This is a genomic window from Allobosea sp. 05T438, assembly GCF_056396025.1.
The window spans coordinates 1-24,100 of sequence record NZ_JBFTKQ010000017.1 but is presented as its reverse complement, the minus strand read 5'-3'; the positions used below and the strand labels follow the sequence as shown (position 1 = coordinate 24,100).

Here is a 24,100-nt window from a genome sequence, read left to right as displayed (position 1 = left end):
CCATGCCGCGGGGTTTCAGGGCGGCCATGCGAGGCAACGGATGCTTGCCGCAAGGCCGCCGACATCGTAACGCGTAGGCGACCATTTCAGCCGGAAGACCACAGATGAACGTGCATGCCCGCCCCGCCGACCCGAAGAAGCTGATCAAGGGCGCGACTGGTGATTGGGAAGTTGTGATCGGCATGGAAATCCATGCCCAGGTCACCTCCAACGCCAAGCTGTTCTCCGGCGCCTCGACCGGTTTCGGCGCCGAGCCGAACGAGCATGTCAGCCTCGTCGATGCTGCCATGCCCGGCATGCTGCCCGTGATCAACGCCGAATGCGTTCGCCAGGCGGTGCGCACCGGCCTTGGCCTGAACGCGCAGATCAACAACCGCTCGGTCTTCGACCGCAAGAACTATTTCTACCCCGACCTGCCGCAGGGCTACCAGATCAGCCAGTACAAGAGCCCGATCGTGGGCGAGGGCGAGATCGTCGTCGATCTCTCGCCCACCGAGCAGATCACCGTCGGCATCGAGCGGCTGCACCTGGAGCAGGATGCCGGCAAGTCGATCCACGACCAGCATCCGACGATGAGTTTCGTCGATCTCAACCGCTCGGGCGTGGCGCTGATGGAGATCGTCTCGAAGCCTGACCTGCGTTCATCGGAAGAGGCGAAGGCCTATGTCTCGAAGCTGCGCACCATCCTGCGCTATCTCGGCACCTGTGACGGCGACATGGAGAAGGGCAATCTGCGCGCCGACGTGAACGTCTCGGTGCGCAAGCCCGGCGACGCTCTCGGCACGCGCTGCGAGATCAAGAACGTCAACTCGATCCGCTTCATCGGCCAGGCGGTCGAGACCGAGGCGCGCCGCCAGATCGGCATCATCGAGGATGGCGGCACCATCGACCAGGAGACGCGCCTCTACGATCCCGGCAAGGGTGAGACGCGCTCTATGCGCTCCAAGGAGGAGGCGCACGACTACCGCTACTTCCCAGACCCGGACCTGCTGCCGCTCGAATTCGACGATGCCTTCGTCGAGAGCCTGAAGGGCGCGCTGCCGGAGTTGCCGGATGCCAAGAAGGCCCGCTTCATCGCGACCTACGGGCTCTCGCCCTATGATGCCTCGGTGCTCGTCGCCGAGCGTGACCAGGCCGATTATTTCGAGGCGGTGGCCAAGGGCCGCGACGGCAAGGCTGCGGCCAACTGGGTCATCAACGAGCTGTTCGGCCGCCTCAACAAGGAAGGCAAGGACATCACGACCTCGCCGGTCTCGGCCGCCCAGCTCGGCGGCCTCGTCGACCTGATCGGAGAGGGCGTGATCTCGGGGCGCATCGCCAAGGATCTGTTCGAGATTCTCTGGACCGAGGGGGGCGATCCGCGTGCGATCGTCGAGGCCCGCGGCATGAAGCAGGTCACGGACACCGGCGCCATCGAGAAGGCGGTGGACGACCTGATCGCCGCCAATCCCGACAAGGTCGAGCAGGTCAAGGCCAAGCCGACCATGCTCGGCTGGTTCGTCGGTCAGGCGATGAAGGCCTCGGGCGGCAAGGCCAACCCGCAGGCACTGAACGAGATCCTGAAGAGGAAGCTCGGAATCGAGTGAGCCGCATGCGGGAGCGCCCTAAGGCGCTCCCGCCTTTCCCGATCAGCCGCAATCCGGGCATGTCTGCAGCAGGACGCCGCCGGCCTGCTTGCGCAGCTTGCGGGCGGAGTCCTTCGCGTCTGCGACGATCTTGGCAACGTCATAGCCCACCAGGCGCCCGGCGCGCTTGACGATGCGTCCGTCGACCATGACCGTATCGACATTGGATGGATCGGCCGATTGCACCACCGTGGTCTCGATCTGGCCGAGCGGCGCCATGTTGAGGTCGTTCGCCCGCAGCAGGATGATGTCGGCCCGCTTCCCGGGGGTCAGTGAGCCCGTGACATCGCCCAGGCCGAGGCTGGTCGCGCCGTTGATCGTGGCCATCCGGATCACCTCGGCGAATTCGATCGGCTTCTGGCCGGCCGATGGCGTGCCCTGCCAGGGAACGCCGAGATTCCAGGTCATGCGCATGATCTCGAACATGTTCGGCGTGCCGATCAGGCTCGCGTCGACCGAGAGCGACAGCATCACGCCGGCCTTGCGCATGAGCATGAGAGCAGCGCGGTAGTCACCGGCGCGCCCCAGCCGCATTTCCGATATCGTCGCAAAGCTGAGAGGCGTTTTCGTCCGCGCCAGGACTTCGAAATCCGCCTCGGTGCCGGGCACATAATGGCAGAAGAGGAAGTTGGGCCCGAGATAGCCGCGCTGCTCGAAATCGGCGGCATTGTTGAGGTTCGGCGGCGATTGGCCGGCATGGGTGGCTACGCGCAGGCCGTTCTTCAGCACCCATTGCATCTCTTCGTGGAAGGTCTCGGGCTTGCTCGGACCCATTCCGCGCAGGTTGACCGCGAAATGGACGAGCCCGTCCATCTGTGAGCCGGCGCCGAACCACTTGTCCCGCGTGCGCAGGATATCGTCATAGGCGAAGGGCTTGCTGGCATCCAGCAGATCGGGGTGCCCGTAGGCGAAGCGCGCCCGAAGCAGCGAGTCGCGATGTGCCGTCAGCTCGGCATCGGCATGAGCGGCCGAGCGGGTATTGTTCGACCAGTTATGGACCGTCGTGACGCCGTTGTTGGCGAGCTCGACCAGCCCGAGCATGACGCTGTTGTAGCCGTCCTGCGGCGAGAGGTGCGGAGAAATGGCGTTCTTCGCGGGAAAGTAGCTGAAGCCGTTGTCACCCGGAAAGTTGCGACCGAGCGCGCTCCACATGTGGTAATGCGTATCGATCAGGCCGGGCATCACGATCATATCGCTGGCTTCGATGATCTCGGCTCCGGGTGCCTCGAGCCCCTGGCCGATCCTTTCGATGACGCCCTCACGGACCAGGACGTCTCCTTTCGGCAGCGTGCCGAGCGCGGGGTCGACGGTCATTACCGCGCCGTTGCGGATGAGGTACGTGCCGCGCCGGATATCCGGCCGGTTTGAGGAGATGCTTTGCGCTCGGGCGGACCCGATGATGGCAGGCGATACGATCTCGGTGCAGGTCAAAGCCCCGAGGGTCAGCCCCCGGGTGAATGTGCGTCTCGTCAGCTTCATATTGCGAAATCCCCTCATGGCCATTTGGCCTGTTGCTGTTTCCCTCCTCTGCGCCCTCCCGGCGTCGGATATCCGGCTGGCCGTCCCCGCCCGTTTCCGCGGGCTTGTCGACCATTTATAGCCCGTCATTCTTGCGTGGAGGGGCTAGTGTTGCGGGGCCTTCCGAGCAACTGACGATCTTGTGAAATCGATCAAGAATTGGATTGCGTCATGGACGCGCTCGCATCCTCGATCAGAACCGGGCATTCTCGCCGTCGTCGAGCCAGGTGGCTTCTCCGCGGCCGCGCGTCGCCTGTCGCGTGTGCAGTCCGCCGTCTGACCTATGCGATCGGGATGCTCGAGCGGGATCTCCGCCTGTTGCTGTTCGAGGGCGGGGGCGTCCGAATGCGAAGAGCGCGATTGCTCGTCGACACTCAGTCCGTGCCGATGCGAAAAAGCCGGTTCGCACGTCTTCTCGCGATGCTCTAGGCTCCCGCGGCGCAGGCGATTCCCGCGACATGGCGGGAAGGCCGAGCGCGTCTGCGAAGGAATGCCCCGTGACGCCCGCAGGTCTCGTCATCCGCGACGCCGAAGCCGCCGATGTTCCGGCCGTGAGGGCGCTTTTGGTCGAGACCTGGCATGCCACCTATGATGGCATTTATGGCTGGCAGCGCGTCGCCGAGATCACCAATGCCTGGCATTCGCTGGAGAACCTGCGCAGCCAACTCGGCCGCGACGAGGGAATATTCCTCGTCGCGTTGATCGGCGAGGAGATCGTCGCCACCGCCTCGGCCCGGCAGGAACGCGATGGTGCCGCCCTCCTGACGCGGCTCTATGTCCTGCCGACCTGGCAAGGCGTCGGCATCGGGAGGACATTGCTGCAGGTCGCGCTCGCCTGCTTCCCGAAGGCGCCCGTGGCGCGGCTGGAGGTCGAAAGCCAGAACGAGCCGGCGATCGCCTTCTACGAGCGCATGGGTTTCTTCCTGCAACGCCAGGCCCGCTTCGACGGGCGGGAGGATACCCCGAACACGCTGCTGATGGCGAAGCGGCTCTTCGCCGAGTGACCCTGTCCCCGCCATCACCACTGCCCGAGCCGAAAGCCGAAGCGATGACCCGCACGCCCGTCTCCGCCACCGAAATCACCATTCGCCGCGCCAGGGCGGGCGATGTGGCCCGTATCGTCGAGCTGATGATGCTTGGCGCCCCCACACAGACGATGACGCCGGAGGAAATCAGAGCCGAGGCGCAGAATCCCGGCTATGCAGAGGCCTTCGCCGAGGTCGATGCCAGCAAGGACAGTGAGCTCTTCGTCGCCGAAAGAGCGGGCGCGGTGGTCGGTACCTTCCAGGTCACACTGATCCCCGGGCTGATTTCGCGTGGACGCAAGCGTGGCAAGATCGAGAGCGTTCATGTCGCGCCCGAGAGCCGCAGCCTCGGCATCGGCGCTTTGATGATCAAGCATGCGCTCGCCTTCGCAGCGGAAAACCGCGTCGGCCTGATCGAGCTCAGCTCGCACAAGTCCCGTGTCGACGCCCATCGCTTCTATCGCAACCTCGGCTTCGATCAGAGCCATGAGGGCTTCAAGAAGGTCGTCTCGCCCTGAACGACGCCCGCCGTCACGGCATGGCGAGGTCGCGCTGCAGGCGGGCTCGCGGCACTTCCTGCCGTTCGGTGGGCTGCTTAAGTTCCGGCCGAGGCCTTACGCCAGGAAGGAAGAGACTGATGTCCGAAGCGCCCGCTAACCCGATCGACCTCTATTACTGGCCGACGCCGAACGGCTGGAAGATCACCATCATGCTCGAGGAATGCGGGCTGCCCTACAACATCGTTCCCGTGAACATCGGCAAGGGCGACCAGTTCAAGCCGGAATTCCTCGCGATCTCCCCGAACAACCGCATGCCGGCGATCGTCGATCCCGACGGGCCGGACGGCAAGCCTATCTCCGTCTTCGAGTCAGGCGCCATCCTGCAGTATCTCGGTCGCAAGACCGGCAGGTTCTATCCGAAGGACGAGCGCGCCCGTGTCGCGGTCGATGAATGGCTGTTCTGGCAGATGGGTGGTTTCGGCCCCATGCTCGGCCAGACCCATCATTTCCGCATCTATGCGCCGGAAAAGATTCCCTACGCGATCGAGCGCTACACCAACGAGGCCAACCGCCTCTATGGCGTGCTCAACAAGCGCCTCGAAGGCCGCGATTACATCTGCGGCGAATACTCCATCGCCGACATGGCCTGCATCGGCTGGGCGCGCGGCTGGGAGAAGCAGGGCCAGGATCTCAAGCAGTTCCCGAATGTCGCACGCTGGCTGGAAACGATGCAGGCGCGCCCGGCCGTCCAGCGCGGGCTGAAAGCCGCGGAGGAGCTGCGGAACCCCGCGGGCATCAGCACCCCCGAAGAAAAGGCGATCCTCTTCGGCCAGAGGGCGCGCTAAGGCGAAGCGCGATCCTTTCGTTGAAGCGAAGGCGTCATGGTCGGGCTTGTCCCGGCCATCAACGTCTCGGCAGATCGAAAGCAGCGTTCAAGCGTGGATGCTCGACACAAGGGCGAGCATGACGGCAGAACTCAGTTCGCCCGATTCCACTTCACCGAGCGGCAGATCAGCCCGCCCATGACGCAGCCGGCCGTGGTCAGCGAACTGCCGGTGAGCGTCATCGTGCCGGAATAGGTCTTGCCGTCCTCCGGGTTGAAGGCGCTGCCGCTCCACTTGTTCTCGCCGTTCGGCTTCATGTCGTAGAAGATGCGCTGGCCGACCTTGGCCGGCCCGTTCTGGTCCTTGAGCCAGGAGAGCGAGCCGCAGAGCGCTTCGCCGCATTTGCTGAAGCGCACGCGCGAAGCACCCGTATCCCGCTCCCAGACGCCGACGACCTCCTGGGCGCGTGCCGTCGTGATGCCCGCAAGCATGCCGAGCGCGGCCAGGGCTGCGAGTTTCGATCCGGTCCCGTGATTCATCCGATCCTCCCTTATCCGACCAGCTATGCCTGCATGGTTCAGATATGAACTATATCGACGTTTCGGCGTCGCTCAAGCTGTCGCGAGGGAAGAGGCTGCCCGCGTTTCCCGTGCGCAAGGTGAATCCAATCTCAACGACGGGTGCGAAGCTGATCTACCGGATCGTTGAAATCGCTTCTATTTTCGGGATTATGAAGTGAATCCTTGGTTGCTTTAACCAGGCGATTACGTCTCGTTGAGACTCGATTCATCGCAAAATTTAGCTCGCATTTTAAAGGTCGGGCTCACTCTCGCACTCATCGCCGAGGCCTTGGACGGGTGGTCGGCACAACGACAAGAGGGTGGTGTCATGGCACGCATGGAGATGAGCGCAGTCCCCGCTTCGTTGGTGATCCCGGCGGAGGTTTCGGCCGAGGCCTACTACGAACTCGGCCTGATGCATGCTTCGGGGCGGGCAGGAGCCGTCGATGTCGTCGTGGCGCAGAAATGGTTCAACGTCGCCTTTGCCCGCGGCTGTGCCCGGGCGGCGCCGCACCGCCAGGAGCTGGCGCGGGAGATGAGCCGCGATCAGATCGCCGAAGCGCTGCGCGAGGCTCGTGCCTTCCTGACGCGGCACTGAGAACAGCGCGGCCACGAGCCTTGTGGGGCAGKGAGGCGGCGGCTATAAGCGCGCCGCATTCCCCTTTTTGCACCGCATCCAAGGATCATTCGATGGCTGTCCAGCGTACCTTCTCCATTCTCAAGCCCGACGCGACGAAGCGCAACCTCACCGGCGCGGTCAACGCTGTCATCGAGAAGGCCGGCCTGCGCATCGTCGCGCAGAAGCGCATCCAGATGACCAAGGCTCAGGCCGAAACCTTCTATGCGGTCCACTCGGCGCGCCCCTTCTTCGGCGAGCTCGTCGAGTTCATGACCTCCGGCCCGGTCGTCGTGCAGGTGCTGGAAGGCGAGAATGCCATCGCGGCTTATCGCGACGTGATGGGCGCCACCAACCCGGCGAACGCCGCCGAGGGCACCATCCGCAAGCTCTTCGCCCTGTCGGTCGGCGAGAACACCGTGCACGGCTCGGATGCGCCGGAGACTGCGGCTGTCGAGATCGCCCAGTTCTTCTCGGGTAACGAGATCGTCGGCTGATCCCAGCCGCAAGCTGAGCTGAAAAGCAGCAGGGCGGACCGGTCTCCCGGTCCGCCCTTTTCTTTTGGATCCGCCAGCCATGGCCGGAGCAAGCCCTGCCGTGGCTTGCGGCTTCTCAGAGCCCGAAGGAGTAGTTCGACCCGGTATCGAAGGAGTAGCTCGCCGAAAGGCCGATGGTGATCGAGTCGCGCGAGCCGAACGGCCTGACGATCGGAGAGCGTGCGGCGTCGCCGACGAGGTGCTTGTACTCGACATAGGCGGTGGTCTGGAGCTGATCGGACCAGTGATAGGTCAGCTGCGCCAGGGCGCCGACGGTGTGGACGCCGGCATTGAAGCGCTGCAGGAAGCCGCCGGTGCCGGGCATCGCGCCATAGGTGCCGAAATAGGTCCGCACATAGTCGGCCGAGGCGATCCGCATGCGCGGGCCGACGCCGAGGGTCCAGGGGCCGAGATTGGAGAAGGCGTCGAGCTTGAGATCGGCGACGACGCCGTCATGGGCGACGATGCCGCGGCGCAGATCGGCGCGGGCGCGCAGCCAGGAGGTCGGATAGAACTCGACGAAGCCGCCGGCTTCGGCGCCGAATTTGGTTTCCGGCATGGCGACGAGCGCCGGATTGACCTTGGCGCTGCGCTTCCAAAGCAGATCGCCGGAGAAGCCGATGCGCCAGCCCTGTCCGGAGAAGAAGCCGATGCTGAGCATCGCATCGTCTTCGGCGCTCCACCAGGTGCTCTTCAGGCCCTTGCCGAGCGAGATGATCGGCCGGACGCGGAAGATATAATCATCCGAGCCGGTGTAGTCCGGCTGATAGCGCACGCCGGCGCCGAGCGTCAGGTACCAGTTCTGGGCCGGCTGGGGTGAGGTGAGGGTCGAGTAGTCGCTCGACTGCGCCTGGGCACTGCCGGGCAGCGAGAGGGAGAGGCAGGTCGCCAGACCAGCCAGATACGCAACGCAACGCATAGTCCAGAACTCCGACGCGACGGCGCGTCCGATCGATTGAATGAGGGCAATCTGAGGGAAGGGGATTAATGCACGGTTAAGGTGAGTTTTTCGTTATCGCAGGAATATCAACGTGTTGGATCAAGGTCGGCTTTCTTTTTGCCAGTCTGGTCCCCGTGAGCCCCCTGCGGCCGGGCGGTGGCGCTTTCACGGCACGAGGCCGGGAACCGGTCGTTAATCGATGGTCGCCAGAGTGCGCTTGTGGGCCGGAAGACTCCGGCCGGCGGGGGCGCAGGAGGCGGCGATGATTATGGAAGTGGCGATCGTCTGGCTGCTTTGCGCCGCCATCTTTCTCGAGCTGGCGGACCGGGCTCCGGTCATCGACGAGCCCGGGTTCGGAATCGAACCCGGTGTCCGGTCGGTTACCGGCGACAGCCAGTCGGAAAACGTCACAGCGGAAGCACTATCCTTGAAAACCGCAGTAAGAGACCGCGCGTCCTCTTGACGCTGACCTAGCTCTATGGCCATGCCGAAACGTGGGCGCAGCATGGTGATCGCGATGTGCCCCGTTCTCGAAGGGCAGGCGAAATCATGATGATGCGGCGGATGGGTGCGGTCGTGCTGGCCGGTGGACTGTCGATCCTGGCGAGCGTCTCGGCCTATGCCGCAAGCAGCTCGACGGCGCTGCCGCCGCCGGACCCGACCGCGAAGAACCTCACCCCTTACATGATCCAGCTGCGCGCCTTCGACGCCTGCCTGATCACGCAGTCGCAGCTCCTCGGCACGACGCGCGAAGCCGTGCATACCCCGTGCAGCTGCTACGCCAAGGGCACGGTCAACGCCATGACCAAGGACGAGATCCAGGCGTTCAGGGACACCGGCTATTTCAACGACTCGGCCCGCGAGAAGGGCCTGCGTTTCATCGACCAGTGCAAGCTCAAGCGGCCGTTCTGAACGGCGGTCCGACCCTCTAGAGGCGTCATTCTCGGGCGAAGCGAAGCGCAGACCCGAGAATCTCGATCTGAAGGAGGCGCGGGAGCCTCGTCCGATGAGAGATGCTCGGGGCAAGCCCGAGCATGACGGCCGGTTCCCCGTTCGGCGCTCGTTCCGTCTCCAGCCTTGCTGCTGACACGCTCCTGACAGAAGCTGTCACCCCAGCTGGGCCATGGTGCCTCAGCTACGAGGCCGGGTAGGGAGACGACGCCGTGCAGCGCGCCGAACGATTGCTCGACATGATTCAAAGCCTGCGTCGCCGCAGGCGCCCCGTGACCGCCGAGACGCTGGCCTCCGAGCTCGATGTGTCCGTGCGCACGGTCTATCGCGACATCGGCGCGCTGGTGCGACAGGGCGTTCCCGTGCGCGGCGAGGCTGGCATCGGCTATGTGCTCGACGCCGGGTTCGACCTGCCGCCGCTGATGCTCTCGCCCGACGAGATCGAGGCCGTGCTGGTCGGCATGCGCTGGCTGAGCGAGCGCGCCGATCCTGTGCTTGCACGCGCTGCCGAGGATGTGGTCAGCAAGGTCGCCGCCGTGCTGCCGCCGCATCTGCGGCCGATCCTGCTCGATGGTGCGCTGTTCGCGGCGTCCTATCCCGGCGACGTGCCGGTCGATCAGGTTGACGTCGCCGCCGTGCGTGCCGCCATCCGCAATGGCCGCAAGCTCTCGATCCACTACAGCGACGAGAGCGGCCACGCGACACAGCGCATGATCTGGCCGATCGGCATGACCTTCTACGAGCGCGTGCGCATCGTCATTGCCTGGTGCGAGCTCCGGCAGGCATTCCGCCATTTCCGCACCGACCGCATGACCGGCCTCATAGCGCTGGAAGAGCGCTATCCCGCCCGTCGTGCCGACCTCTTCCGCCGTTGGCAGAAGGAGGAGGAGAGGGCGCGCGAGGAGTGGGAGCGCTGCAAGCGAGAGGGTGGGGAGGATCAGGCCCGGTCGCCGGCCAGCCTGGCACGACCGGAGGCAACCTCCGCCAGCGCCGCCGGATAGAGTTTGTGCTCCTCGACGAGGACGCGCTTGGACAGCGTCTCCTCGTCGTCGCCGGGCAGGACAGGCACCTTCGCCTGCAGGATCACCGGTCCGGCGTCGAGCTCCGGCACGACGAAATGCACCGAACAGCCATGCTCGCTGACGCCGGCTTCAAGGGCTTGCCGATGTGTATGCGTGCCCTTGAACAGCGGCAGCAGCGACGGGTGGATGTTGATCATCCGCCCTTCCCAGCGCTTTACGAACCACGGCGTCAGGATGCGCATGAAGCCGGCGAGGACGACCAGATCGATCTGGTTGACGCGCAGGAGCTCGTCCACCGCGCGCTCGAACGCCTCGCGATCCCTACCGAAGGAGCGATGGTCGATCGTCGCGGTGGCGATGCCGAAGCCTCGCGCCCGGTCGAGCCCTGCGACGTCGGGGATATTGGAGATGACGAGCGCGATCTCGGCCGGGTAGCCGGGCGCCTGCGCCGCTTCTGCCAGCGAGACCATATTGGAGCCGCGCCCGGAGATCAGCACCCCGACGCGCTTGCGGGCGTTGGCCGTGCTCACAGCGAGAGCTTGCCGCGGTAGCTGACCTGCTCCTCGCCGGCCGCGACCGGGACGATTTCGCCGAGCCTCACGGGGACCTCGCCGGCCGCTTCCAGAGCGGCGAGAACCTCATCGGCCTTATCGGCCTGCGCCGCGACGATCATGCCGATGCCGCAGTTGAACGTGCGCAGCATCTCGCGCTCGGCGACGCCGCCGACCTTGGCAAGCCAGCCGAAGACGGGCGGAACCGGGATCGCCGGCAGATCGAGCGCGACGCCGAGTCCCTCCGGCAGCACGCGCGGGATGTTGTCAGGGAAGCCGCCGCCGGTGATGTGCGCCAGTGCCTTGATTCCATCAGTCGCCTTGAGCGCCTGCAGCAGCGGCTTCACATAGATGCGGGTCGGCTCCAGAAGCGCCTCCGCGAGGCTCTTGTCCGGAGCGAAGGGAGCAGGGGCTCCCCAGCCCAGCCCGCTCAGCGCCACGATGCGGCGCACCAGCGAATAGCCGTTGGAGTGCACGCCGGAGGAAGGCAGGCCGAACACCACGTCGCCAGGCTTCAGGTCCTCGCGCGGCAGCAGCGTGCCGCGTTCGGCCGCGCCGACCGCGAAGCCGGCGAGGTCGTAATCCTTCTCGGCGTACATCCCGGGCATCTCGGCGGTCTCGCCGCCGATCAGCGCGCAGCCGGCCTGGCGGCAGCCATCGGCGATGCCGCGCACGATCTCGACGCCGACCTTCGGGTCGAGCTTGCCGGTGGCATAGTAGTCGAGGAAGAGCAGGGGCTCGGCGCCCTGGACGATGAGGTCGTTGACGCACATCGCGACGAGGTCGATGCCGATCGTCGAGTGCAGTCCGCTCTCGATCGCGATCTTCACCTTGGTGCCGACGCCGTCATTGGCGGCGACCAGGATCGGGTCGCTGAAGCCGGCGGCCTTGAGGTCGAACAATCCGCCGAAGCCGCCGATCTCGGCGTCGGCGCCCGGCCGGCGCGTGGCGCGCACCAGCGGCTTGATCTCGTCGACCATGGCGTTGCCGGCGTCGATGTCGACACCCGCCTGCGCATAGGTCAGTCCGTTTGCGCCGGGCTTGCTCATTGGATTTTGCCTTCCTTTGTGCTCGCGCGAGCGATAGGCAAGCGCGCCGCGCCTTGCAAGGCGTATCGGCGTTTTCGCTCTTGCCGATCCACTGTCGGCGATCTTAGCGTCTTCTTCTGTCGAGATGCGCTCGGGCGTTTTGGATGACGATCCCCAATCTGATCACCGTCGGCCGGTTGTTCCTGGTGCCGCTGGTGATCGTCATGATCGTCAATGCGCGCTGGGATATCGCCTTCATTCTTTTTGTGGTGGCCGGAGTCTCGGATGCGATCGACGGCTTCCTCGCCAAGCGCTGCGGCATGGCGAGCGAGCTTGGCGCCTATCTCGATCCGATCGCCGACAAGGCGCTGATCGTCTCGATCTATGTCACGCTCGCGGTCGTCGGTGTGGTGCCCGCCTGGCTCGTCATCCTGGTCGTGGCGCGCGACCTCATGATCGTGGCGGCCGTGATCCTCTCCTGGCTGATGGGGCGGCCGGTGACGATCGCGCCTTTTGTCGTCAGCAAGCTCAACACCGCAGCGCAGATTGCTTTTGCAGCGTTGGCGCTGGGCTCGCGCGCCTTCGGCATCGATCTCGGGTGGGCTGCCGCGGCGGCGGAGTTCATCGTCGCTCTGTTGACGCTCGCCTCGATGACGGCCTATCTCGCCTTCTGGCTCCGCCACATGGCGGGCTGACGAAGTTTTACATGCGGCCGGCGCTTGGAACTGCGGCTTTCCGTGCACATTTGTCCCATTCCGCTGGTCGGATAGGCGAAAGAGGCTGATCCATGACGTTGCAGCGCCAGATCGGCTTTTGGCTGGGTTCCCTCCTGGTCTTCGTTCTCCTGCTCGTGCTCTTGCGCGACGTCCTGCTGCCGTTCATCGCGGCGCTCGCGCTCGCCTATCTCCTCGATCCGCTGGCCGACAGGCTGGAGCGGATGGGCATGAACCGGCTGACGGCGACCATCGTCATCCTCGTCATCTTCCTGATTATTTTCGTGCTGGGGCTCGTGCTGCTGGCGCCGTTGCTGGGGCGGCAGCTCGCCGGGCTGGTCGACAGGCTGCCTTCCGACGCCGCGAAGCTGCAGGCACTCGCGATGGAGAAAGGATTCCCCTGGCTGGAGCGTTTCGGCGGCGGCAACCTGCAGCAGGAGGCGCAGAACTCGCTGGGGAACCTCGTCGGTCAGGCGACGCAATGGGTCGGCGGCCTGCTGAAGTCTCTCTGGAGCGGCGGCACCGCCATCGTCGGCGTGTTCTCGCTGCTCGTGCTGACGCCGGTCATCGCCTTTTATCTCCTGGTCGACTGGGACCGGATGGTCGCGACGGTCGACAGCTGGCTGCCGCTCGATCACCGCGACACCATCCGCGGTCTCCTGCACGAGATGGACATGGCGATTGCCGGCTTCCTGCGCGGCCAGGCTCTCGTCTGCTTGCTGCTCGGCACCTTCTACGCGATCGGATTGAGCATCATCGGCGTCAATTTCGGCGCGCTGATCGGCATCATCAGCGGTTTCCTGTCTTTCATCCCCTATGTCGGCTCGCTGACCGGGCTCGTGCTCTCGGTCGGCGTGGCGATCGTGCAGTTCTGGCCTGACTGGACCTGGCCGCTGGCGACGCTCGGCGTCTTCCTCGCCGGCCAATTCCTCGAAGGAAACATCTTCCAGCCCAAGTTCGTCGGCGATTCGATCGGCGTGCATCCGGTCTGGCTGATGTTCGCGCTGCTTGCATTCGGCTCGCTGTTCGGCTTCGTCGGCCTGCTGCTGGCGGTGCCGCTTGCGGCCGTTATCGGCGTGCTCTGCCGCTTCGCGCTGCGGCAATATCTCGCCAGCAATCTCTACCATGGCATCGGCGCCAGGCGTTCCGCCTCGGCGAAGGCGCGTGCCGACGCCGAGCTTTGAGCCGATCATGTCCGACGTGCCACCACGTCCGCGCCAGCTCGCCCTCGACCTGCCCGTCGACAGCCGCCACGGCGTCGAGGATTTTCTGGTCGGCCCCTCCAACGAGGCGGCCTACGGACTGATCGAACGCTGGCCGCAATGGCCTGACGCCTGGCTGCGGCTGACCGGGCCCGAAGGTGCCGGCAAGACCCACCTTGCCGCGATCTGGGCCCGCGCCGCCCATGCCTGGACGATTCAGGCCACGGAGCTGAGCGAGGCAAAGGTCCCGCACCTTGTCTCCGGCGGCGCCCTGGTGGTCGAGGATTGCGACGCCGGGCCGTTCGACGAGGCCGCGCTCTTTCATCTGATGAACGCGATGAAGGCACGCGGGGGGCATCTGCTGTTGACGGCGCGCACCGAACCCGACCGCTGGGGCCTGCGGGTGCCGGACCTGCTGTCGCGGCTGCGGCTCGCACCGGGCGCCACGATCGAGCCGCCCGATGACGGGCTGCTGCGGGCGCTCCTCGTCAAGCTCTTCATCGACCGCCAGCTCGTGGTCGACACGGCCGTCATCGAGGCGCTGGCGCTCAGGATGGAGCGCTCCTTCGCCGCCGCGCGGCAGGTGGTGGACCGTCTCGATCGCGTCGCGCTGGAGCGCGGTCGGCGCGTCACGCGCCCGCTTGTGCAGGAAGTGCTGTCGGAATTGTTTCCCGAGGAGCCCGCGTGAGAGAGCGCGTGCTTGCAGAGCGGCCATGCTGTCATACGAAATCATGTCGCCCGTCATCGAAACGTCACGCTAGAATGGCTTCAACGGCGCCATGAGCGGAAAGACGATCAGGACACGGGTGAAGCGCATGACTCTCGAGACCGTGACCGACGAGCTGGAGAAGCTCTCCGGCGAGGCTGATGCGGCGCCGCTGCGCCGGCAGACCGAGCGCTTCATGAACCGCGAGCTGTCCTGGCTGCAGTTCAATCGCCGCGTCATGGAGGAGGCCTCGAATCGCAGCCACCCGCTGCTGGAGCAGCTGCGCTTCCTGTCGATCTCGGCGAACAATCTCGACGAGTTCTTCATGGTCCGCGTCTCCGGCTTGCGCGAGCAGCTCAAGGCCGGCGTGGTCACGCCGAGCCAGGACGGTCTCACCCCGGCCGAGCAGCTCGCCGCGATAGGCGAGGCGGTTTCGGCCCTCACCGACGACCAGCAGGCGCGCTGGGCGGAGCTTCGCCACGATCTGCATGAGAATCGCATCCACCTGCTGCAGCCGGGCGACATCGGCTCGCAGGACCGGATCTGGCTGGAAGACTATTTCCTCAATTACGTCTTCCCGGTGCTGACGCCGCTGGCGATCGACCCGGCGCATCCCTTCCCGTTCATCCCCAATCTCGGCTTCACCATCGCGCTGGCGCTGGAGCGCAAGAACGACGGGCGCCAACTCGACGCGCTGATCCGGGTGCCGACCAAGGTCGACCGCTTCATCGAACTGCCCGATCTCGCCCGGGAGGGGCTGCATCGCTTCATCACGCTTGAGGACGCGGTTTCGCTCTTCATCAGCAAGCTTTTCCCCGGCTACGAGGTCAAGGGCACCGGCTCCTTCCGCGTCATCCGGGACTCCGATCTCGACATCGAAGAGGAGGCGGAGGACCTCGTCCGCGTCTTCGAGACCATGCTGAAGCAGCGCCGGCTCGGCGTCGTCATCCGGCTCGAGCTCTCGACCGGCATGCCCGCGCATCTGCGCCGGCTCATCGTGCGCGAGCTTAAGGTCGATGCCGACGAGATCGTCGAAGTCAACGGCATGATCGGCCTGAACGAGCTCTCGCAGCTTGTGGGCGTCGACCGGTCGGACCTGAAGTTCAAGCCCTACAACGCCCGCTTCCCCGAGCGCATCCGCGAGCATGGCGGCGATTGCTTCGGCGCGATCCGCCAGAAGGACCTGCTCGTCCATCACCCCTATGAGAGCTTCGACGTCGTCGTGCAGTTCCTGCAGCAGGCGGCGCGCGATCCCAATGTCGTCGCGATCAAGCAGACGCTCTACCGCACCTCGGCGAATTCGCCGATCGTCAAGGCGCTGACGGAAGCTGCCGAGGCCGGCAAGTCGGTGACGGCGCTGGTCGAGCTGAAGGCGCGCTTCGACGAAGAGGCGAACATCCGCTGGGCGAAGGAGATGGAGCGCGCCGGCGTCCAGGTCGTCTACGGCTTCATCGAGCTCAAGACCCACGCCAAGCTGTCATTGGTGGTGCGGCGCGAGGCCGGCCAGCTCGTCAGCTATTGCCATATCGCGACCGGCAACTACCATCCGATCACGGCCCGCATCTACACCGACGTCTCTTTCTTCACCGCCGACCCGGTGATCGCGCAGGACGTCGCGCGAATCTTCAACTTCATCACCGGCTATGCCGAGCCGGCCGGGCTGGAGCGCATGGCCGTCTCGCCGACAAGCCTCAAGCAGCGCCTGCTCGATGACATCGCCGAGGAAGTCGCCCATGTGAAGGCCGGCCGCAAGGGCGCGATCTGGGGCAAGTGCAATTCGCTGGTCGATCCCGAGATCATCGACGCCCTCTATGACGCCAGCCAGGCCGGCGTCGAGATCGACTTCGTCGTGCGCGGCATCTGCTGCCTGCGGCCGGGCGTGCCCGGCCTCTCGGACAATATCCGGGTCAAATCGATCATCGGCCGCTTCCTCGAGCACACCCGCGTCTATGCCTTCGGGGCCGGCCACGGCATGCCTTCGCCCAAGGCCAAGGTCTACATCTCGTCGGCCGACCTGATGCCGCGCAACCTCGATCGCCGCGTCGAGGCCCTGACGCCGATCCTCAATCCGACCGTGCATCAGCAGTTGCTTGATCAGATCATGTTGGCCAACCTGCTCGACAACGAGCAGAGCTGGACGATATTGCCCGATGGCGGCTCGCGCCGCATTGTCCCTGCGCCGAACGAAGAGCCGTTCAACGCGCATAAGTACTTCATGACGAACCCGAGTCTGTCCGGACGTGGAAAATCGCTCTCGAATTCAAGTCCCCGCTCCCTCTCGCGCCGGGGAGGCCGTAAAGCCTGAGCTCCGGCACGCGCCGGGGCGGCTTGCGCTCGCCGACACCATCGCCATCGTCGACATCGGTTCGAACTCGGTCCGCCTCGTCGTCTACGAGATGCTGGCGCGGGCGCCATCGCAGGTCTTCAACGAGAAGGAGATGGCCGGCCTCGGCCGGCAGGTCGCCACGACCGGCCGGTTGGCGCAGGACGCCATCGAGAAGGCGATCCTGGCGCTGATCCGCTTTCGCATCCTCTGCGAAGCCATGCATGTCGGCGAGCTCCGCGTCATCGCCACGGCCGCCGCACGCTATGCCGAGAACGGGCCGGACTTCATCGCCCGCGCCGAAGAGGCGATAGGCCAGCCGATCGAGCTGATTTCCGGCGGCCGCGAGGCGATTCTCTCGGGCCTCGGCGTGATCTCGGGTTTCGATTCTCCGGACGGTGTCGTGGGCGATCTCGGCGGCGGCAGCCTGGAGCTGATTTCTGTCAAGAACGGCGCTGTGGGGAAGGGCGCCAGCGTCCCGCTCGGGGGCCTCGCGTTGCTCGATCGCTCGAAGGGCTCGATCCGCGCGGCCGAGAAGATCGTGAAGGACGAGCTCGACAAGCTGCCGCAGCTCGCCGCGATGAAGGGGCGCGATTTCTTCGCCGTCGGCGGGACCTGGCGCGCGCTCGCGACGCTGCATCAGCGCCGCGCGAACTACCCGCTCAACGTGATGCATGCCTATGCGATCCCGCCGAAGGATGCCTCCGATTTTGTAAAGCTGGTCGAGCGGGCCGACGCCTCGGTGCTCGACGCCATCGATTCCGTCTCCTCGGCGCGTCGGCCGCTGCTCGCCTATGGCGCGCTGGTGCTGGACGAGCTGATCAAGCGCGGCAAGCCGCGCAACATCGTCATCTCGGCGCAGGGCGTGCGCGAAGGGCTGCTGCATGAGCAGCTCTCGCCGCGGGAACAGACCGCAGACCCGCTGCTGCAGGCCGCGCGCGACTACAATCTCCTGCGTGCCCGCGATCCGCGTCACGCCGCTGACCTGATCGCCTGGGTCCACGGCATTCTCGAAACCGCCGGGTTGGTGCAGGACGAGCCTTCGGGGCGCCTGATCGAGACCGTCTGCCTTCTCTCCGACATCGGCTGGCGCGCCCATCCGGATTATCGCGGCGAGCAGAGCATGAACGTCATCGCCCATGCCTATTTCACAGGCATCGACCATGTCGGGCGGGCCTTCCTGGCGATGACGATCTTCCATCGCTATGCCGGTCTAAAGGCCAGCTCGCCGGCTGCCGAAGGCTTGAAGACCCTGCTTCAGCCGGCGCTCCTGGCGCGTGCGACGCTGATCGCCGCGATCTTCCGCGTCGCCTATCTTTTGTCTGCCGGCATGGCCGGCATCCTGCCGCGCATCCCGGCCACCTGCGTCGACAACCGCCTGGTCCTGCGCTTTCCTGGGGATCTCGCTTCCCTGGCGAGCGAGCGCGTGGAAGGCCGGCTCAAGCAGCTCGCCAAGCTGCTCGGGCGCGACTTCGAGATCGGCCGGGTCTGAAGCAGCTTGTCCGGCGCGTCATGCTCGGGCTTGGTCCGAGCATCTCTTGCAGAAAAGGCCTCCCATCCTGCGGGGGATTCTCGGGTCTGCGCTTCGCTTCGCCCGAGAACGGCGGTGGAAGGGGCCCGGTCCTCGCTCAGCTCGCCGCGCGCAAGCGCGCGAAGCCGGCGTCGAGATCGGCTTTCAGGTCCTCGATATCTTCGAGGCCGATATGGAGGCGGATCGTCGGTCCCTTGAAATCGGGCTTGGTCGCCGTCCGGTAGTCCTTGCAGTCGAAGGGCAGGACGAGGCTCTCATAACCGCCCCAGGAGGCGCCGATGCCGAACAGGGTCAGGCCGTCGAGCATCGCGCCGACAGCCTTCATCGAGACGGGTTTCAGCTCGATGGTGAAGAGCGAGGAGGCGCCGGTGAAGTCGCGCTTCCAGATCTCGTGGCCGGGCGCGCCCGGAAGGGCGGGGTGGAGGACGCGGGCGACCTCGGGGCGTTCGCGCAGCCATTCGGCCATGGCGATGCCCGCTGGCATCTGCTCCTTGAGGCGCACGGCCATCGTCCGCATGCCACGCAGCGTCAGGAAGGCATCCTCCGGCGCCACGATCAGCCCGAGCTGATTCCAGGCTGCGCGCAGCTTCCTGAACTGCTCCGGCGTCCGCGCCGAGATGGTGCCGATCAGCACGTCGGAATGGGCCGCGTAGTATTTGGTGCCGGCCTGCACCGAGTAGTCGACACCGAATTTGTGGGCGTCGAAGAACAGCGGTGTCGCCCAGGTGTTGTCCAGCGCGACCGGGATGTCGTGTTCATGCGCGGCCGCGACGATGGCCGGGATATCCTGCATTTCGAAGGTCTGGGACCCCGGCGCCTCGGTCCAGACGGCCTTCGTGTTCGGCTTGAACAGTTTGACGATGTCGCCGCCGATCAGCGGGTCGTAATAGGTGGTCTCGATCCCCATCCGCTTCAGGAAGGTATCGCAGAAGATGCGAGTCGGGCGGTAGACGCTGTCCGTCACCAGCACGTGGTCCCCGGCGGAGAGCATGGTCAGGAAGGCGAGCGTGCAGGCCATCAACCCCGATGGCGTGACGACCACGCCGGCACCGCCCTCGATCGTGTTGGCGGCCGCGATCAGCGCGTCGAGCGTCGGATTGCCGTCGGTGCCATAGGTGTAGCGCGCCTTGCGGACCAGGAAGTCTTCGGTGTTGGGATAAACGACCGTCGAGCCTCGTACGATAGGCGGATTGACAAAGCCGTAGCTATCGGCCGGGTCGCGTCCGGCCAGCACGAGGCGCGTCCGCTCGCCGAGGCGCGCAAATTCAGGCGAAGACAGCTTTTTCATGGAAACGGCAGGTCTCGGAAGCGGAAAAATGCAGCCGGGCTTGACCACACCCCACAAACTCGCATGTGATGCATGCGGTGAACAAGGGGCGCCGGGGGCGGGTGGCGGTTGCTTGACGCTCATGGGGCACTCTGGCAATCGACTCGGCAACGGGGGCGCCGCACCAAACGCAAAGATAATCGAGCAGCGGAAAGCTGCCGGCGGCGAGACCAGGATGGCGTTCGGCGCAAGCCGGAAACGTGGCTTCAATGGGAGAGTACCGATGAAAAAGTTTGTAGCCGCCGCTCTTGCGGCAGGAATCGGCCTGGCGATTTCCGCAACCGCGGCTTCGGCCCAGGCGACGCTCGCGCAGGTCAAGCAACGCGGTATCCTGAATTGCGGCTCGAACACCGGCCTCGCCGGCTTTGGCGTGCCCGATGCGCAGGGCAACTGGAAGGGACTCGACGTCGATCTCTGCCGCGCGATCGCGGCGACGATCTTCAACGACCCGAACAAGGTCAAGTTCATCCCGCTTTCGGCCAAGGACCGCTTCACCGCGCTCCAGTCGAGCGAGATTGACGTGCTGGTGCGCAACTCGACCTGGACGATGACGCGCGACGCCTCGCTCGGCCTGCTCTTCACCGGCGTCAACTACTATGACGGCCAGGGCTTCATGGTCCGCAAGAAGCTCGGCGTGAACTCGGCCCTGCAGCTCTCGGGCGCTTCTGTCTGCACCCAGCAGGGCACCACCACCGAGCTCAACCTCGCCGACTACTTCCGCGCCAACAACCTGAAGTATGAGGTCGTGGCCTTCGCGACGTCCGACGAGACGGTGAAGGCCTATGACGCCGGCCGCTGCGACGCCTTCACCACCGATGCGTCCGGCCTCTACGCCGAGCGCCTGAAGCTGACGAACCCGGACGACCACATCGTCCTGCCGGAGATCATCTCCAAGGAGCCGCTCGGCCCGTCCGTCCGCAATAACGACCCGCAGTGGTTCAACCTGGTGAAGTGGGTCGGCTTCGCCATGCTGAACGCCGAGGAGCTGGGCGTGACCCAGGCGAATGTCGAACAGCAGCTCAAGTCGGATAACCCCGAGATCAAGCGCCTGCTCGGCACCGAGGGCAAGTTCGGCGAGCAGGTTGGCCTGACGCCGGATTGGGTCGTCCGCATCGTCAAGCACGTCGGCAACTACGGCGAATCGTTCGAGCGCAACGTCGGCCAGGGTTCGCTGCTCAAGATCGCCCGCGGTCAGAACGCGCTCTGGACCAAGGGCGGCCTGCAATACGCTCCGCCGGTTCGCTGATGCATTCGCGGGGCGCCGGCTAGACCGGTGCCCCGTTTGTTCCGCGGCCTGAAGCTGCCGCCCGCGCCGCGAGCCGCTCTCGAAGCGTTTCGCGGCGTTGCTGTATTCGCCGTGGATCAGGGCAATCCAACGGATTGCGAAGCGCCACAGCGCATTGACGGGATTGTTCGTTGACGCGGTGGTTTCCGGCGCGCAGAGATTCAAAATCGGCGCCGGATGGTGGTTGGCGCGGTTGGTCCGGGATTTGCTGATCGGGGTTTTGCTTCAGCAGGGCTTGCCGTATCAGCATTTGCTGCTCAAGATTTGTTCAATCGGGGAGAGCGGGACGAACCCGCTCCGAACAGGGGAACGGCATGAAGACAGAGAGCATCACTGCCGCCAGAGCGGCAGCTGTCGGCGTCGGTATCGCGTCGGGTCCGTGAACGCCGGAAGGGCCCGCATGGCGCGCCCTTCCGGCAAGAAGCTCACAGAAAAAGCGGCACGGACAACAGGACGACCTCGGCGCAACCGCACAGCCGAAGGATCGCCGGCCGCCACAAGCGAAGCAAAAGGGGCGTGACAAGTGTCGAGCATTCCCGACCAAACGGTATCACCCGGCAAGGCGTCGTTGTTCTACGACCCCAGGATCCGCGGCTACGTCTATCAGATCCTGCTGGTCGGGGTGGTCGGCTTCCTGATCTGGTCGGCCGCATCCAATGCCATCGAAAATCTGCGTGCGCAGAAGATCGCCTCGGGTTTCGGCTTCTGGCACAACGCCGCCGGCTTCGACATCAATCAGAAGCTGATCCCGTTCTCGGCCCAGGGCGGCTCGACCTATGGTCAGGCCTTTCTGGTCGGCCTGCTCAACACGCTGCTCGTCGCCGCCCTCGGCATCGTCCTCGCCACCTTCATCGGCTTCGCCGTCGGCGTGGCGCGGCTCTCGAACAACTGGATCGTCGCCAAGCTGGCTATGATCTATGTCGAGGTCATCCGGAACATCCCGCTGCTGCTCCAGCTCTTCTTCTGGTACAACGCGGTGCTGAAGCCTTTGCCGGACGCCCGCAACTCGATCGCGCTGCCCGGCAGCATCTATCTCAACAATCGCGGCATCATCCTGCCGAGCCCGCAATTTGCGCCGGCTTTCGAGGCGGTCGTCATCGCCTTCATCGTCGGCGTCGTGGCGGCGATCGCTTTCTTCATCTGGTCGCGTCGCCAGCAGATGCAGACGGGCAAGCAGTACCATAACGGCTGGGTCGCGCTCGCGCTGATCATCGGGCTGCCGCTTCTGGTCTTCTTCATCACGGGTCGGCCGCTCTCCTTCGACTATCCGCAGCAGGGTCGGTTCAACCTCACCGGCGGCATGCAGATCTTTCCTGAGTTCGTGGCGCTGCTGATCGGCCTCTCGACCTATACCGGCGGCTTCATCGCCGAGGTCGTGCGCGCCGGCATCCTGGCGGTTTCGAAGGGGCAGTCCGAGGCCGCCCATGCGCTCGGCCTGCGCTCCGGCCCGACGCTGAAGCTCGTCGTCATCCCGCAGGCGATGCGCGTCATCATCCCGCCGCTGACCTCGCAATACCTCAACCTGACCAAGAACTCGTCTCTGGCCGTGGCGATCGGCTATCCCGATCTCGTCCAGGTGTTCACCGGCACGGTTCTGAACCAGACCGGCCAGGCGGTCGAGGTCGTCGCCATCACCATGGCGGTCTACCTGACGATCTCGCTGGTGACGTCGTTCTTCATGAACCTCTACAACCGGCGCATGGCGCTGGTCGAACGGTGAGGGCGGATCGATGACCGACGCAACGATCGAAAACGCCCCTTACGCCTTCGTCCGCAAGGAGACGTTGCAGCAGGAGCCTGCGCCCCTCTCCGTGGCCGGCCCCTGGGCCTGGATCAGGACCAACCTGTTTTCCAGCCCGCTCAATGCGATCCTGACCCTGCTCTGCGCCTATCTCGTGTTTGACGCGGTGCCGGGTCTGGTCCGCTTCTACTTCCTCGACGCAGTCTGGACCGGAGAGCATCGCGAGGCTTGCCTCGCCGACAAGGTCGGCCGGCCGGTCGGTGCCTGCTGGGCCTATATCGCCGACCGTTTCCAGTACTTCATATACGGGTCCTATCCGGTGGTGGAGCGCTGGCGGGTCAACATCGTCTTCGCGATGTTCGCGCTTGGCGTGGTCTGGATGCTCTGGACCAAGGCGCCGCTGAAGAAGATAGGCGTCTTCTTCTTCTTCATCATCCTGCCGGCGAGCGCCTTCATCCTGCTACTGGGCGGGGCTCGGGCCGAGAGCTTCCTGCGCTTCCTGATCCTGCTCAGCTTCGCGCTGGCGGTGCTTTATCTGGTCCTGTCCTTCGTGCCCTCGCTGGCCAAATTCTGGCTTGGCGAGGCGCAGTTGGCTGTCGAACAGGAGATGCCGGCCTGGCAGCGCTTCTATCGGCCCAAGCGCCTGATCCTGATCGCGCTGGTCGTCTTCGGCCTGCTGGCGGTGTTGGCCGATAAGGTCGGGTTGCCCCGTGTCGACACCGGGCTCTGGGGCGGCATGACGGTGACGTTCCTGATCTCCGCGGTCGGTATCGTCTTCTCGCTGCCGCTCGGCGTGCTGCTGGCGCTGGGGCGCCGCTCGCGCCTGCCCGCCATCCAGCTGCTCTCGGTGATCTTCATCGAGTTCGTCCGTGGCGTACCGCTCATCACCGTGCTGTTCATGGCCAACACCATGCTGCCGCTCTTCGTGCCGCAGGAATGGTCGCCGGACCGGCTGCTTCGGCCGTTGATCGGCGTCGCGCTCTTCGCCGCCGCCTACATGGCGGAGGTGGTGCGCGGCGGCCTGCAGGCGATCCCGAAGGGCCAGTACGAGGGCGCGATGTCGCTCGGCCTCGGCTACTGGCAGATGATGCGTCTGATCATCCTGCCGCAGGCGCTGCGGATCGTGATCCCCGGCATCGTCAACACCTTCATCGGGCTGTTCAAGGATACGACGCTGGTCACCATCGTCGGCATCTTCGATTTCCTGCGCACGATCGAGGCGACCCTCGTCGACCCCACCTGGGCGACGCCGACTACGCGGTCGACAGCCTACGCTTTCGCCGCGCTCTTCTATTTTCTTTGCTGCTGGGGAATGTCGCGCTACTCGGTAGCTGTCGAGAAGCGCCTAGCCGCCGGCCAAAAACGTTGAGAGGGATGACGACCATGGCAATGGCAGAAACCAAGATGACGGATACCCGGCCTGCGGCGCTGAAGCAGACCTCGTTGAACACGGCGACGGCGGTCGAGATGATCGGCGTGAACAAGTGGTACGGCGAGTTCCACGTGTTGCGGGACATCAACCTCAAGGTTCAGCGCGGCGAGAAGCTGGTCATCTGCGGCCCGTCCGGTTCGGGCA

Annotated in this window: 24 protein-coding genes and 1 pseudogene; 19 read left to right on the top strand and 6 right to left on the bottom strand. The window is 65.2% G+C overall.

The genetic code is table 11. The features are described from left to right. Nucleotides 1-104 precede the first annotated feature (104 nt). On the top strand, nucleotides 105-1,586 hold the full coding sequence (gene gatB / locus AC1DIN_RS24430; RefSeq protein WP_476811633.1) for an Asp-tRNA(Asn)/Glu-tRNA(Gln) amidotransferase subunit GatB: 1,482 nt from the start codon (nucleotides 105-107) through the stop codon (nucleotides 1,584-1,586). A gap of 42 nt (nucleotides 1,587-1,628) precedes the next feature. Here gatB and AC1DIN_RS24425 read toward each other — a convergent pair whose 3' ends face one another. Continuing rightward, a complete protein-coding gene (locus tag AC1DIN_RS24425) occupies nucleotides 1,629-2,939 on the bottom strand; it encodes an amidohydrolase family protein (RefSeq protein WP_476811632.1) in 1,311 nt (436 codons plus the stop codon). A gap of 701 nt (nucleotides 2,940-3,640) precedes the next feature. Here AC1DIN_RS24425 and AC1DIN_RS24420 point away from each other — a divergent pair. The 3 genes from AC1DIN_RS24420 to AC1DIN_RS24410 all read left to right on the top strand — a co-directional run bounded on the left by AC1DIN_RS24420 (nucleotide 3,641) and on the right by AC1DIN_RS24410 (nucleotide 5,513). After that, nucleotides 3,641-4,147 (top strand): GNAT family N-acetyltransferase, encoded by a 507-nt coding sequence (locus tag AC1DIN_RS24420; protein WP_441472106.1) that lies wholly within the window; start codon nucleotides 3,641-3,643, stop codon nucleotides 4,145-4,147. A gap of 44 nt (nucleotides 4,148-4,191) precedes the next feature. Beyond that, complete coding sequence (locus AC1DIN_RS24415; protein ID WP_441472107.1) at nucleotides 4,192-4,686, top strand: GNAT family N-acetyltransferase; 495 nt, start codon at nucleotides 4,192-4,194, stop codon at nucleotides 4,684-4,686. A 119-nt stretch (nucleotides 4,687-4,805) separates the two neighbouring features. Continuing rightward, nucleotides 4,806-5,513, top strand: coding sequence for a glutathione S-transferase N-terminal domain-containing protein (locus AC1DIN_RS24410; RefSeq protein WP_476811631.1), 708 nt, complete (start codon nucleotides 4,806-4,808; stop codon nucleotides 5,511-5,513). 131 nt (nucleotides 5,514-5,644) lie between these two features. On the opposite strand, the gene AC1DIN_RS24405 is transcribed toward AC1DIN_RS24410, so the two are convergent. Continuing rightward, nucleotides 5,645-6,031 carry a DUF2147 domain-containing protein gene (locus tag AC1DIN_RS24405; protein WP_476811630.1) on the bottom strand — a complete coding sequence of 129 codons (387 nt, stop codon included), beginning with the start codon at nucleotides 6,029-6,031 and terminating at the stop codon, nucleotides 5,645-5,647. 44 nt (nucleotides 6,032-6,075) lie between these two features. Here AC1DIN_RS24405 and AC1DIN_RS24400 point away from each other — a divergent pair, with 44 nt between their 5' ends. The 3 genes from AC1DIN_RS24400 (at nucleotide 6,076) to ndk (ending at nucleotide 7,165) form a co-directional block, all read left to right on the top strand. Continuing rightward, nucleotides 6,076-6,231, top strand: a complete 156-nt coding sequence (locus AC1DIN_RS24400) for a hypothetical protein (RefSeq protein ID WP_476811629.1) — start codon at nucleotides 6,076-6,078, stop codon at nucleotides 6,229-6,231. Between the two features lie 149 nt (nucleotides 6,232-6,380). Continuing rightward, nucleotides 6,381-6,650: a hypothetical protein gene (locus AC1DIN_RS24395; RefSeq protein WP_476811628.1), complete on the top strand. Its 270-nt coding sequence runs from the start codon at nucleotides 6,381-6,383 to the stop codon at nucleotides 6,648-6,650. A 92-nt stretch (nucleotides 6,651-6,742) separates the two neighbouring features. Beyond that, entirely contained in the window at nucleotides 6,743-7,165 is a 423-nt protein-coding gene (gene ndk / locus AC1DIN_RS24390) for a nucleoside-diphosphate kinase (RefSeq protein WP_441472111.1), read from the top strand. Nucleotides 7,166-7,280: 115 nt separating this feature from the next. Here ndk and AC1DIN_RS24385 read toward each other — a convergent pair whose 3' ends face one another. After that, nucleotides 7,281-8,123, bottom strand: a complete 843-nt coding sequence (locus AC1DIN_RS24385; protein WP_441472112.1) for a MipA/OmpV family protein — start codon at nucleotides 8,121-8,123, stop codon at nucleotides 7,281-7,283. A 283-nt stretch (nucleotides 8,124-8,406) separates the two neighbouring features. Here AC1DIN_RS24385 and AC1DIN_RS24380 point away from each other — a divergent pair, with 283 nt between their 5' ends. The 3 genes from AC1DIN_RS24380 (at nucleotide 8,407) to AC1DIN_RS24370 (ending at nucleotide 10,096) form a co-directional block, all read left to right on the top strand. Then, nucleotides 8,407-8,607, top strand: a complete 201-nt coding sequence (locus AC1DIN_RS24380; RefSeq protein ID WP_441472113.1) for a hypothetical protein — start codon at nucleotides 8,407-8,409, stop codon at nucleotides 8,605-8,607. Between the two features lie 86 nt (nucleotides 8,608-8,693). Further along, nucleotides 8,694-9,056 carry a hypothetical protein gene (locus AC1DIN_RS24375; protein ID WP_441472114.1) on the top strand — a complete coding sequence of 121 codons (363 nt, stop codon included), beginning with the start codon at nucleotides 8,694-8,696 and terminating at the stop codon, nucleotides 9,054-9,056. A gap of 251 nt (nucleotides 9,057-9,307) precedes the next feature. After that, complete coding sequence (locus AC1DIN_RS24370) at nucleotides 9,308-10,096, top strand: helix-turn-helix transcriptional regulator (protein ID WP_441472115.1); 789 nt, start codon at nucleotides 9,308-9,310, stop codon at nucleotides 10,094-10,096. On the opposite strand, the gene purN is transcribed toward AC1DIN_RS24370, so the two are convergent. Then, on the bottom strand, nucleotides 10,033-10,587 hold the full coding sequence (gene purN, locus AC1DIN_RS24365; RefSeq protein WP_441472129.1) for a phosphoribosylglycinamide formyltransferase: 555 nt from the start codon (nucleotides 10,585-10,587) through the stop codon (nucleotides 10,033-10,035). The genes AC1DIN_RS24370 and purN overlap by 64 nt on opposite strands. Before the next feature lie 56 nt (nucleotides 10,588-10,643). Continuing rightward, nucleotides 10,644-11,717 (bottom strand): phosphoribosylformylglycinamidine cyclo-ligase, encoded by a 1,074-nt coding sequence (purM, locus tag AC1DIN_RS24360; RefSeq protein WP_476811627.1) that lies wholly within the window; start codon nucleotides 11,715-11,717, stop codon nucleotides 10,644-10,646. 143 nt (nucleotides 11,718-11,860) lie between these two features. Between purM and AC1DIN_RS24355 the strand changes: the two genes are divergently transcribed. The 5 genes from AC1DIN_RS24355 (at nucleotide 11,861) to ppx (ending at nucleotide 18,132) form a co-directional block, all read left to right on the top strand. Next, nucleotides 11,861-12,391 carry a CDP-alcohol phosphatidyltransferase family protein gene (locus tag AC1DIN_RS24355; RefSeq protein WP_476811626.1) on the top strand — a complete coding sequence of 177 codons (531 nt, stop codon included), beginning with the start codon at nucleotides 11,861-11,863 and terminating at the stop codon, nucleotides 12,389-12,391. A 92-nt stretch (nucleotides 12,392-12,483) separates the two neighbouring features. Beyond that, nucleotides 12,484-13,593 (top strand): AI-2E family transporter, encoded by a 1,110-nt coding sequence (locus AC1DIN_RS24350; protein ID WP_476811625.1) that lies wholly within the window; start codon nucleotides 12,484-12,486, stop codon nucleotides 13,591-13,593. Between the two features lie 7 nt (nucleotides 13,594-13,600). Then, a complete protein-coding gene (locus AC1DIN_RS24345) occupies nucleotides 13,601-14,299 on the top strand; it encodes an HdaA/DnaA family protein (protein ID WP_441472119.1) in 699 nt (232 codons plus the stop codon). 127 nt (nucleotides 14,300-14,426) lie between these two features. Beyond that, nucleotides 14,427-16,622, top strand: a complete 2,196-nt coding sequence (locus AC1DIN_RS24340) for an RNA degradosome polyphosphate kinase (protein WP_476811624.1) — start codon at nucleotides 14,427-14,429, stop codon at nucleotides 16,620-16,622. Further along, entirely contained in the window at nucleotides 16,558-18,132 is a 1,575-nt protein-coding gene (gene ppx / locus AC1DIN_RS24335) for an exopolyphosphatase (protein WP_441472121.1), read from the top strand. Before AC1DIN_RS24340 ends, ppx begins: the two co-directional genes overlap by 65 nt. Nucleotides 18,133-18,268: 136 nt before the next feature. Here the strand turns inward: ppx and metC are convergent, their stop codons facing one another. After that, nucleotides 18,269-19,459, bottom strand: coding sequence for a cystathionine beta-lyase (gene metC / locus AC1DIN_RS24330; protein WP_476811623.1), 1,191 nt, complete (start codon nucleotides 19,457-19,459; stop codon nucleotides 18,269-18,271). A 262-nt stretch (nucleotides 19,460-19,721) separates the two neighbouring features. Here metC and AC1DIN_RS24325 point away from each other — a divergent pair, with 262 nt between their 5' ends. The 4 genes and pseudogenes from AC1DIN_RS24325 to AC1DIN_RS24310 form a co-directional block, all read left to right on the top strand. Next, the gene (locus tag AC1DIN_RS24325; protein WP_441472123.1) at nucleotides 19,722-20,744 is read left to right on the top strand and encodes an amino acid ABC transporter substrate-binding protein; all 1,023 of its coding nucleotides are present in this window, start codon (nucleotides 19,722-19,724) and stop codon (nucleotides 20,742-20,744) included. 562 nt (nucleotides 20,745-21,306) lie between these two features. Then, nucleotides 21,307-22,503 (top strand): amino acid ABC transporter permease, encoded by a 1,197-nt coding sequence (locus AC1DIN_RS24320; RefSeq protein ID WP_441472124.1) that lies wholly within the window; start codon nucleotides 21,307-21,309, stop codon nucleotides 22,501-22,503. Between the two features lie 10 nt (nucleotides 22,504-22,513). Continuing rightward, nucleotides 22,514-23,893: an amino acid ABC transporter permease gene (locus AC1DIN_RS24315; protein ID WP_441472125.1), complete on the top strand. Its 1,380-nt coding sequence runs from the start codon at nucleotides 22,514-22,516 to the stop codon at nucleotides 23,891-23,893. A 35-nt stretch (nucleotides 23,894-23,928) separates the two neighbouring features. Then, nucleotides 23,929-24,100 (top strand): annotated as a pseudogene (locus tag AC1DIN_RS24310) (amino acid ABC transporter ATP-binding protein); the annotation flags it as partial.

Excerpts from the sequence above, each read along its gene's own strand:
- gatB (WP_476811633.1), top strand. The coding sequence starts at position 105 with ATGAACGTGCATGCCCGCCCCGCCGACCCGAAGAAGCTGATCAAGGGC.
- AC1DIN_RS24425 (WP_476811632.1), bottom strand. The coding sequence starts at position 2,939 with ATGACCGTCGACCCCGCGCTCGGCACGCTGCCGAAAGGAGACGTCCTG.
- AC1DIN_RS24415 (WP_441472107.1), top strand. The coding sequence starts at position 4,192 with ATGACCCGCACGCCCGTCTCCGCCACCGAAATCACCATTCGCCGCGCC.
- AC1DIN_RS24410 (WP_476811631.1), top strand. The coding sequence starts at position 4,806 with ATGTCCGAAGCGCCCGCTAACCCGATCGACCTCTATTACTGGCCGACG.
- AC1DIN_RS24405 (WP_476811630.1), bottom strand. The coding sequence starts at position 6,031 with ATGAATCACGGGACCGGATCGAAACTCGCAGCCCTGGCCGCGCTCGGC.
- AC1DIN_RS24400 (WP_476811629.1), top strand. The coding sequence starts at position 6,076 with ATGAACTATATCGACGTTTCGGCGTCGCTCAAGCTGTCGCGAGGGAAG.
- AC1DIN_RS24395 (WP_476811628.1), top strand. The coding sequence starts at position 6,381 with ATGGCACGCATGGAGATGAGCGCAGTCCCCGCTTCGTTGGTGATCCCG.
- ndk (WP_441472111.1), top strand. The coding sequence starts at position 6,743 with ATGGCTGTCCAGCGTACCTTCTCCATTCTCAAGCCCGACGCGACGAAG.
- AC1DIN_RS24385 (WP_441472112.1), bottom strand. The coding sequence starts at position 8,123 with ATGCGTTGCGTTGCGTATCTGGCTGGTCTGGCGACCTGCCTCTCCCTC.
- AC1DIN_RS24380 (WP_441472113.1), top strand. The coding sequence starts at position 8,407 with ATGATTATGGAAGTGGCGATCGTCTGGCTGCTTTGCGCCGCCATCTTT.
- AC1DIN_RS24375 (WP_441472114.1), top strand. The coding sequence starts at position 8,694 with ATGATGATGCGGCGGATGGGTGCGGTCGTGCTGGCCGGTGGACTGTCG.
- purN (WP_441472129.1), bottom strand. The coding sequence starts at position 10,587 with ATGGTCTCGCTGGCAGAAGCGGCGCAGGCGCCCGGCTACCCGGCCGAG.
- purM (WP_476811627.1), bottom strand. The coding sequence starts at position 11,717 with ATGAGCAAGCCCGGCGCAAACGGACTGACCTATGCGCAGGCGGGTGTC.
- AC1DIN_RS24355 (WP_476811626.1), top strand. The coding sequence starts at position 11,861 with ATGACGATCCCCAATCTGATCACCGTCGGCCGGTTGTTCCTGGTGCCG.
- AC1DIN_RS24350 (WP_476811625.1), top strand. The coding sequence starts at position 12,484 with ATGACGTTGCAGCGCCAGATCGGCTTTTGGCTGGGTTCCCTCCTGGTC.
- AC1DIN_RS24345 (WP_441472119.1), top strand. The coding sequence starts at position 13,601 with ATGTCCGACGTGCCACCACGTCCGCGCCAGCTCGCCCTCGACCTGCCC.
- AC1DIN_RS24340 (WP_476811624.1), top strand. The coding sequence starts at position 14,427 with ATGACTCTCGAGACCGTGACCGACGAGCTGGAGAAGCTCTCCGGCGAG.
- metC (WP_476811623.1), bottom strand. The coding sequence starts at position 19,459 with ATGAAAAAGCTGTCTTCGCCTGAATTTGCGCGCCTCGGCGAGCGGACG.
- AC1DIN_RS24325 (WP_441472123.1), top strand. The coding sequence starts at position 19,722 with ATGAAAAAGTTTGTAGCCGCCGCTCTTGCGGCAGGAATCGGCCTGGCG.
- AC1DIN_RS24315 (WP_441472125.1), top strand. The coding sequence starts at position 22,514 with ATGACCGACGCAACGATCGAAAACGCCCCTTACGCCTTCGTCCGCAAG.